The 1,957-nt window shown below is 55.9% G+C and carries 1 protein-coding gene; it reads right to left on the bottom strand.

Annotated elements, in window-relative coordinates; translation table 11 throughout:
- Positions 1 to 107: 107 nt before the first annotated feature.
- Positions 108 to 1,754, bottom strand: a complete 1,647-nt coding sequence (locus tag VE23_RS25345; protein WP_049868125.1) for an IS1634 family transposase — start codon at positions 1,752 to 1,754, stop codon at positions 108 to 110.
- Positions 1,755 to 1,957: the final 203 nt, after the last annotated feature.

Genomic DNA, 1,957 nt, shown 5'->3' with positions numbered 1-1,957 from the left:
ACCCGGTTTCGACAGTCAGTAGATGCACAAATCGCCGAAATCCCCTGCGGAGTAAGGGATCTGGGCGATTGTGGATAACTACGTGTGGTGCCTACGAATTGTGGTGCTCAAAGCAGTGAAATATCCCATATTTGCTGGGGTTCTTTCAATCCAAGCGCCGAAACAATTGCTTGTTGTTCGGGCGTTAATTGCGTGCGTTGACAGAGGGTTCCAGCGTCCAGTCGGTACTCCACCAAATGTAGCATTTGCATGAGCGAGCGTACCTCCCGCCACGTTTGACCGGTTTGGTTTTCGATAATCCGGATCAGCATCAATCCGAGCCAGCAGAGCAACACGTGAGCGCGGATTCGCTCTTCTTTCCGATGATACACCGGCCGCAGCTCCAGGGATTGCTTCAGCGTGCGAAAAGCCGATTCGACTTTGAGAAGCTGCTTGTAGCCGAGCGCCACATCCTCCGTGGATAAGGTGTCGTCAGACGTACGCAGTAAGTACTTGCCATCAAGGTGCTCCATGGCTTTGACGGCCTGGAGATCGATCCGCAGGTTGCCGCGCTTATCGATTTTCAGGTAACGCTTATAGGTCACATGACTATGCAGGCGGCAGTGCGCCTTGGTATGCGTATCACCGTCCAACTCCTTCAGTCGGGCCAGTTCTGCACGCAATGCTTCGAGGTGCTTCTCGCGCCGAGCCGCATCCCGCTTGGCCTCATCCGGATTTCGGACCAGCACGTACCGTGTGCGCGCTTCTCCATCGCCAACGACGATTTCTTTCACTTCCAGATTGTCGCGGACGGTTTTGAAGCGCCCAGGATGGGCCAAGGCTGCTTCGACCGTCGGTTTGCCGGAGGTCATCTTCTCGCCGGCGATGTAGTGGCCGCCCGTCTGCTGCAAGACGCGCAAGTTGTCTTCGGAGCAGAAGCCGCGGTCGACAACGGTGATGACGCGCCCGAGCTTCCACCCGATCAGATCCTTCTTCACTTCCGGTACGACACTCATGTCCGAAGTGTTGCCGGGCCAGACCCAGCAGCGGATCGGGATCCCATCGCGGGTCACGGCAAAGCCGATGACGGCCTGCGGCAGGTCGGGACGGTGATCCTTGGAGTAGCCGGTTCGGCGAAACGCGTCTTCTTCCGACTCTTCCGTTTCAAAGTACGTCGAGGTCGTGTCGAAGAACAACAGGTCGACCTCCAAATTCAGCAAATCGGCTACGGTATGGAACACTTCGCGTTGAATGCTTTCGTCCGACTCCAGGAGGAAGTCCATCGCCCGATAGCCGTGCTGCACTTCAAAGGCTGGCAGGTCGGGAATGACGACCTCCCGATCGACCCAGTCCTCGATGGCGAGTTTGCTGCCGGGGTCAAGCACACGGTTTGCCACCATGGCGAAGATAGCGCGTTCCACCGGCATCCGGAATTCCCGATCTGCCAGTCGCCGGGTGATCGCTTCTCCGATGCCGAGCTTCTTCCAAAGCTGATCCAGCAACCATGCGCCGCCCAGCGCCTTCGATTTCAGCAGGGTCACGGTTGCGGAGCGTGGCGGCGGGGACCCAGAAGGAAGAGGTTCGCCGATGAAGCGGTGAATGCTGGCCGCCAAACGTTTGAGTCCCACGGTATCCAGCTCGTCCGCGCGGCCGAAATGATACAGGATCTTGGCCTGTGGCGTTCCTGTAACAGGATGGCGTTCATTGTGTGCGAGCTGAACGTATCGGGTAACGGTGCCGTCTTTGTTTTTTCGAGAAATCTGTCGTATGTACATAACTACATAATACACTGTATACTACAGGAAGGGCAACGAAAAACATCAGTTATCCACAGAAATGTAGTGCCTACAGGTTTTCGGTTTTTTCGCTCGGTTAGTGCCTGTGGGCAAGTCCGAAAAACAGCGCCACTAAAGGATTTTAGATATCCACAGCACCTATAAAGGTGCCTACTTTTAGAGGGTTACTGTCGAAGCCGGGT

The sequence above is a fragment of the Paenibacillus sp. D9 genome, assembly GCF_001188365.1.
GTDB lineage: Bacteria > Bacillota > Bacilli > Paenibacillales > Paenibacillaceae > Paenibacillus_O > Paenibacillus_O humicus.
Note: the sequence above shows the minus strand (reverse complement) of the source record. Positions and strands in the feature narration are given on the sequence as shown.